Below are 6,323 nucleotides of genomic sequence, written 5' to 3' on the forward strand. Positions count from 1 at the left end.
GTACAGGGGGCGGCGGCGACTGGCCGCCCCCTGTGCGCTCCCTGCGCCATACGAAACATAACGCAGAAGATCAACCGGGAGCGCAATCTGCCCGGAATTAACATAGAAGTTGTAGCCCTGCCAAACGTTGTGGTCCTGCCAAACATAGTGCGAACAGGGACATTTCCGGTTGTGCCGCCATTTCGCCGGGTGGCGGCTGCGCCTTACCCGGCCTACGGGGTCTACAGGCGATCTTTGCTTCCCAGGCCCGGCAAGCGCTGCTCCGGAGGGCAATTTATCGGCGCCGTACCCGGCCTACAACGACTGCCGGGCAATCCGACTCGGACGACGACTCAACCCTGCGCGGCGTCGATGTCGTCAAACACCTGCTGCGCCAGATGCATCGTGGCATTGGCCGCCGGCAGCCCGCAGTACAGCGCAGAGTGCATGATCAGCTCTTTCAGTTCATCGCGGGTCACCCCGTTGTTAAACGACGCGCGTAGATGCATCTTCAGCTCCGCCTCGCGATTGAGAGCGATCAGCATGGCAATAGTGATCATGCTGCGGGTATGGTGATCGAGCCCCGGACGCGTCCAGGTCTCGCCCCAGGCATAGCGGGTAATAAAGTCCTGAAACTCATCATTCAACGGCGTCAGATGCTGCAGCGTACGGTCGACGTGGGCGTCGCCCAATACTTTGCGCCGTACCGCCATCCCGTCCTGATAGCGCTGTTTATCATCCATGGCGTTCCCCCTGGAAAAAGCTCAGCAGCGCCGAAGTAAAGCTTTTCGGCGCCTCAATGTTAGACAGATGCGATGCCGCCAGAACCACCACCTCGGAGGCGGGGATCTGCTGCTGCAGGAAATGAGCGTCACCGACCGTGGTGACAGGGTCACTTTCCCCGGCGATGATTAGCGTCGGCAGCGGGATCTGCCCCACTTCGCCCCGCAGGTCGGCGGCGGCCAGCGCCTCACAGCAGGCGGCATAGCCTTCAGCATCGGTATGGGTCAGCTGGTGACAAAGCGCCTCGACCACCTCCGGCGCCTTCTGGCGAAACGCGTGGGTAAACCAGCGGTCTGCCGCTCCGGCGGCCACCACCGCCATCCCCTCCTGACGTACGGCCCGCGCCCGCGACAGCCAGCTGGCCTGATCGCCAATGCGCGCCGCGGTGTTGGCGACCGCCAGACCATGAAAACGCTCCGGCGCAAAGCGTCCCAGCCACAGGCCGGTCAGACCGCCCATCGAGATCCCGCAGAACCAGGCGCGGTCGATATTCAGGTGATCGAGCAGCGCAATCACATCCTCACCCAACTGGGCGAGGGTCACTTTGCCATTTTTCGTCGTTTTACCGTGGCCGTGCGTGTCGTAGCGCAGCACCCGGAAATGGGCGGTTAACGCCTCGATCTGCGGCTGCCACATCGCCCGGGTGGTGCCCAGCGAATTGGAGAGGACGATAACCGGCGCGCCATCCGGCCCGTCGAGTTGATAATCAAGATTCATCACGTTGCTCCTGATAACGCGCCAGCACCTGGCGCACAAAGCGTTCGGCGCTGCCGGTCGCCGTTGCCGGGTCCAGCAGCGTGGTTAAGCGTTCACGAGAGAGATACTGACTGACCTGTGGGTCAGCCGCGAGCAGATCGACCAGCGGGCAGTGACGGTCCAGCGCCTGGCGGCACAGCGCTTCGATGTGATGATGCGCCTCGGCTTTGCCAATGAATTCCGCCAGCGCCAGAGTCACCGCCTCAGCCATAATCAGCCCATGGGTGATATCGAGATCGGCGCGCATTTTCTGCGGGAAAACCTGCATGTCGCGCACCAGCGCCTCGCTTTGCGCCAACGCCCCGCCCACCAGGGTAATTAGCTCCGGCAGGGTCTCCCACTCCGCCTGCCAGCCGCCCAGCGCCCGCTCATGCTGCTGGAGTTGGCTGGCGTAGAGCGTCGCCATCAGCCCCGGCGTACGCTGGGCGGCGGTCAGGATCGCCGCGCAGGCCACCGGATTGCGCTTATGCGGCATCGTCGACGAACCGCCGCGGCCTTCCGCCACCGGCTCGCCCACCTCAGCCACTTCGGTCTGCATCAGCAGGGAAAAGTCGTTAGCGAATTTCCCCAGCGTGCCGCAGACACCGGCGAACCAGGCGCCCGCCTCCAGTAGCCGATCGCGCTGGCTGTGCCACGGAGTATCCGGCAGCGACAGACCGAGGATCTGCGCCAGCGCCAGGCCAACCGCCGGCCCTTTCTCTTTTAGCGCGTCCAGAGTGCCCGCGGCGCCGCCAAACTGCAGCACCAGCAGCCGCGGACGCATCTCGCGCAGCCGCTGCTGCCAGCGCAGGAGCGCGTCGAGGGTGCCCGCCAGCTTCAGGCCAAAGGTCACCGGCAGCGCGTGCTGCATCCAGGTCCGGCCCGGCATCACGGCATCGCGATAACGATCCGCCTGGAGAGCCAGGGCCGCCAACAGCTGCTCAAGCAGAGTCTCAGCGGCATCCAGCGCCCCGCGCAGCTGGAGCACCAGTCCGGTGTCGATGGCGTCCTGGCTGGTAGCGCCCCAGTGAACGTAGCGCGCAGCCTCAGGATCTTGCGCTTTTACCTGCGCCGTCAGCTGTTTCACCAGCGGGATGGCCAGATTACCGGCTCCCACCGCCGCCTCGCCCAGCGCGGCAAAATCGATGGCCTCGTGGCGGCAGGCCGCGACAATTGGCCCGACCGCTTCCGGCGGCACCATCCCGCAGGCGGCCTGCGCTTGCGCCAGCGCCGCTTCAAAATCCAGCATGCCCTGCACCCGCTGCGCGTCGCTGAACCAGTCGGTTAGCGGACTGCTGCGCAGCATCGGGGTCAACAAACTCATTCTGGCTCCTTAAACGCGTTCAATAATCAGGGCGATCCCCTGTCCGACGCCGATGCACATGGTGCACAGGGCGTAACGACCGCCGGTCCGTTTCAGCTGATAAGCCGCGGTCATCGCCAGCCGGCCGCCGGAGGCGCCGAGCGGGTGGCCCAGCGCAATCGCCCCGCCGTTAGGGTTCACGTGGGCGGCATCGTCCGGTAAGCCCAAATCACGGGTCACCGCCAGCGCCTGCGCGGCGAAGGCTTCATTCAGCTCAATGACATCCATCTGGCCTAATGTCAGGCCGGTCTGCGCCAGCACCTTGCGCACCGCCGGCGCCGGGCCAAAGCCCATGATCCGCGGCGCCACGCCCGCCGTCGCCACGCCGACCACCCGGGCCAGCGGCTGAAGATCGTTGGCCGACAGCGCCGTCTCGCTGGCCAGCAGCAGCGCGCAGGCGCCGTCGTTAACCCCGGAGGCGTTACCGGCGGTAACGCTGCCCTCGGCGCGCACCACGCCGCGCAGTTTAGCCAGCGCCTCCAGCGAGGTGCTGCGCGGGTGCTCATCGCGGCTAAACAGCAGCGGCTCGCCTTTGCGCTGCGGCACCTGGACGGCGATCAGCTCATCGGCGAAACGCCCCGCCTCTTGCGCCGCGGCGGTACGCAACTGACTGCGTAAGGCGAACGCGTCCTGATCGGCACGGGAGATGGCAAACTCATCGGCGACGTTTTCCGCCGTCTCCGGCATGGAATGCACGCCGTACAGGGCTTTCATCTGCGGGTTAATAAAGCGCCAGCCGATGGTGGTATCCTCCATCTGCATGCTGCGGCTAAAGGCGCTCTCCGCTTTCCCCATCACAAACGGCGCGCGGGACATGCTCTCCACCCCGCCGGCGATCATCAGCTGCGTCTCCCCGCTTTTAATCGCCCGCGCCGCAACGCCGATCGCGTCAAGGCTGGAACCGCACAGGCGGTTGATGGTGCTCCCGGGCACGCTCTCCGGCAGGCCGGCCAGCAGCAGCGCCATTCGCGCCACGTTGCGGTTGTCTTCCCCGGCCTGGTTGGCGCAGCCAAAGATCACATCGTCAATGCGCGAGGGATCCAGTCCCGGGTTCCGCGCCAGCAGCGCTTTCAGCGGCAGCGCCGCCAGGTCGTCAGCGCGCATCGTCGCCAGGGCACCGCCGAAACGGCCAAAGGGTGTACGCACCGCATCACAGATAAATGCCTGATTCATCATAGGTTCCTTACGCGCTTTCCGCCAGTTGTTGAAAGGTCAGCGCCACCGGAGTGATGCGCTGCAGCTCTTCAAAAGAGAGGCCGTTAAAGATTTCCCGCACCACCGGGCCGCGGTGGGTGATGTCGATCACCGCCAGGTCGGTATAGATCCGGCTGACGCAGCCGACGCCGGTCAGCGGGTAGCTGCACTGCGCCACCAGCTTGCACTCGCCGTCACGGGTCAGGTGGTCCATCATCACAAATACCTGGCGGGCGCCGATGGCCAGATCCATCGCCCCGCCAACGGCCGGGATCGCATCCGGCGCACCGGTGCTCCAGTTGGCGAGGTCGCCGCTGGCGGAAACCTGATAGGCCCCCAGCACGCAGATATCGAGATGGCCGCCGCGCATCATGGCGAAGGAGTCGCCGTGGTGGAAATAGCAGCCCCCCTGCAGGAGGGTGACATACTCTTTACCGGCATTGATCAGCTCGGGATCTTCTTCCCCGGGCTGCGGTTTCGGCCCCATCCCCAGCAGGCCGTTTTCGCTGTGCAGGAACACCTCTTTGTCAGCGGGCAGGTAATTGGCGATGCGGGTCGGCAGGCCGATGCCGAGGTTGACGTAAGCGCCTTCGGGAATATCGCGGGCCACGCGCTGGGCCATTTCGTCACGGGTCAGTTTTTGCATGTCGGGCTCCTCAGGCGCGTTGTGCGGCAGTCAGGTTTTCCAGCGAGAAGACGCGCTGGACGAAAATGCCGGGGGTGATGATGTTTTCCGGATCGAGGTCGCCCAGCGCCACCAGCTGCGAGACCTCTACGATGGTGGTTTTCGCCGCTGTCGCCATGATCGGGCCAAAGTTGCGCGCCGCCTTGCGATAGACCAGGTTGCCCCAGCGGTCGCCCTGGTGGGCTTTAATCAGCGCGAAATCGGCTTTGATCGGGTACTCCAGCACGTAGTGGCGACCGTCGATTTCCCGTGTCTCCTTGCCTTCCGCCAGCGGCGTGCCGTAGCCGGTGGGGGTAAACACCGCCCCCAGCCCGGCGCCAGCCGCCTGGATCCGCGCCGCGAGGTTGCCCTGCGGCACCAGCTCCAGCTCCACTTTACCGCGACGGTAGAGATCATCGAAAATCTGCGAATCCACCTGGCGCGGAAAGGAGCAGATCATTTTGCGCACCCGGCCCGCCTTGAGCAGCGCGGCGAGACCCACTTCCCCGTTGCCGGCGTTGTTATTTATGATGGTCAGGTCGCGAGCGCCCTGGTCAATCAGGGCGTCAATCAGAAAGGTCGGCTGGCCGGCGGGGCCAAAGCCGCCGATCATAATAGTCGCCCCATCGTGGATCCCGGCGATGGCCTCGCTCAGCGTCGATACGCTTTTATCAATCATCAGGTCGCTCCAGTGATGTGCGGTAATCGCACTTTTATTCGTTGTTCGCACAAAATGTGACCTGCTTAACGATGTCGGTCAAGGGCGATAATCGAAATATGGTGCGATAATCGAACATCGGTTATCTTTAGCGAAAGAATGTGATCGATGGCAAATATGGGGAACAGAAATGGACAAGCATCCAGACGATTTACTGACCGGCGACGGCGATCCGTTTAAAGGCGATCCTAACTTTATGGCCTCCCTGGCGCGGGGTCTGGAGGTGATTCAGGCGTTCACGCCGCAGCGGTCCCTGCTGTCTATCTCACAGATCAGTCAGAAGACCGGCATCCCGCGCGCCGCGGTGCGCCGCTGCCTGTATACCCTGAGCAAGCTGGGGTTCGTGTATGCCGAAGACGGTAAGAATTTCCAGCTGCGGCCGCGGATCCTGGCGCTGGGCCACGCCTGGCTGGCCTCGACGCCGCTGGCGCGTTCGGCGCAGCCGGTGCTGCGGCATCTAAGCGAAATGCTCAATGAGTCCTGCTCCATCGCCACCCTCGACGGCGACGATATCCTGTATATCGCCCGCGCCTCCAGCTCGCGGATTATGACCATCGACCTGGATATCGGCAGTCGCCTTCCGGCGTGGGCGACCTCGATGGGCCGGGTGCTGCTGAGCCATCAGCCGGAGGAGAAGCTCAACGATATGCTGGGCCGGGTGACCATGATCCGCTATACCCCACAGACGGTGGATTCGGTGGCGAAGCTGCGCGCCGAACTGAAACGGGTGCATCAGCAGGGGTATGCCCTCAACGATCAGGAGCTGGAGATGGGGCTGCGCTCCCTCGCGGTCCCGCTGTTTAACGCTCAGGGGCAGGTTCAGGCGGCGCTCAACGTCGGGGTGCATGCGGGCCAGATGACGGCCCGCGAGATGATCGAGCGCGTGC

At 64.1% G+C, this 6,323-nt stretch carries 7 protein-coding genes; 1 reads left to right on the forward strand and 6 read right to left on the reverse strand.

Annotation, left to right across the window (positions count from 1 at the left end):
• Positions 1 to 332: 332 nt before the first annotated feature.
• From pcaC to HMPREF1024_RS09740, 6 genes are read right to left on the reverse strand one after another with little or no spacing between them, the layout of a single operon-like run.
• Positions 333 to 722 (reverse strand): 4-carboxymuconolactone decarboxylase, encoded by a 390-nt coding sequence (gene pcaC, locus HMPREF1024_RS09765; protein ID WP_004143067.1) that lies wholly within the window; start codon positions 720 to 722, stop codon positions 333 to 335.
• On the reverse strand, positions 715 to 1,479 hold the full coding sequence (gene pcaD / locus HMPREF1024_RS09760; protein WP_004151556.1) for a 3-oxoadipate enol-lactonase: 765 nt from the start codon (positions 1,477 to 1,479) through the stop codon (positions 715 to 717). Before pcaD ends, pcaC begins: the two co-directional genes overlap by 8 nt.
• A complete protein-coding gene (locus HMPREF1024_RS09755) occupies positions 1,469 to 2,821 on the reverse strand; it encodes a 3-carboxy-cis,cis-muconate cycloisomerase (RefSeq protein WP_009308943.1) in 1,353 nt (450 codons plus the stop codon). Before HMPREF1024_RS09755 ends, pcaD begins: the two co-directional genes overlap by 11 nt.
• 9 nt (positions 2,822 to 2,830) lie before the next feature.
• On the reverse strand, positions 2,831 to 4,033 hold the full coding sequence (pcaF, locus tag HMPREF1024_RS09750) for a 3-oxoadipyl-CoA thiolase (protein WP_009308944.1): 1,203 nt from the start codon (positions 4,031 to 4,033) through the stop codon (positions 2,831 to 2,833).
• A 10-nt stretch (positions 4,034 to 4,043) separates the two neighbouring features.
• Positions 4,044 to 4,700, reverse strand: a complete 657-nt coding sequence (locus HMPREF1024_RS09745) for a 3-oxoacid CoA-transferase subunit B (protein WP_009308945.1) — start codon at positions 4,698 to 4,700, stop codon at positions 4,044 to 4,046.
• Between the two features lie 10 nt (positions 4,701 to 4,710).
• Entirely contained in the window at positions 4,711 to 5,397 is a 687-nt protein-coding gene (locus HMPREF1024_RS09740) for a 3-oxoacid CoA-transferase subunit A (RefSeq protein ID WP_002903522.1), read from the reverse strand.
• A gap of 169 nt (positions 5,398 to 5,566) precedes the next feature.
• Between HMPREF1024_RS09740 and HMPREF1024_RS09735 the strand changes: the two genes are divergently transcribed.
• Positions 5,567 to 6,323, forward strand: a 757-nt coding sequence (locus HMPREF1024_RS09735; RefSeq protein WP_009308946.1) for an IclR family transcriptional regulator C-terminal domain-containing protein, incomplete at its 3' end; no start/stop codon positions are given.

The sequence above is a fragment of the Klebsiella sp. 4_1_44FAA genome, assembly GCF_000238715.1.
GTDB lineage: Bacteria > Pseudomonadota > Gammaproteobacteria > Enterobacterales > Enterobacteriaceae > Klebsiella > Klebsiella pneumoniae.

Coding starts and splice junctions, on each gene's coding strand:
- HMPREF1024_RS09745 (WP_009308945.1), bottom strand. CDS start 4,700: ATGCAAAAACTGACCCGTGACGAAATGGCCCAGCGCGTGGCCCGCGAT.
- pcaF (WP_009308944.1), bottom strand. CDS start 4,033: ATGAATCAGGCATTTATCTGTGATGCGGTGCGTACACCCTTTGGCCGT.
- HMPREF1024_RS09755 (WP_009308943.1), bottom strand. CDS start 2,821: ATGAGTTTGTTGACCCCGATGCTGCGCAGCAGTCCGCTAACCGACTGG.
- pcaC (WP_004143067.1), bottom strand. CDS start 722: ATGGATGATAAACAGCGCTATCAGGACGGGATGGCGGTACGGCGCAAA.
- pcaD (WP_004151556.1), bottom strand. CDS start 1,479: ATGAATCTTGATTATCAACTCGACGGGCCGGATGGCGCGCCGGTTATC.
- HMPREF1024_RS09740 (WP_002903522.1), bottom strand. CDS start 5,397: ATGATTGATAAAAGCGTATCGACGCTGAGCGAGGCCATCGCCGGGATC.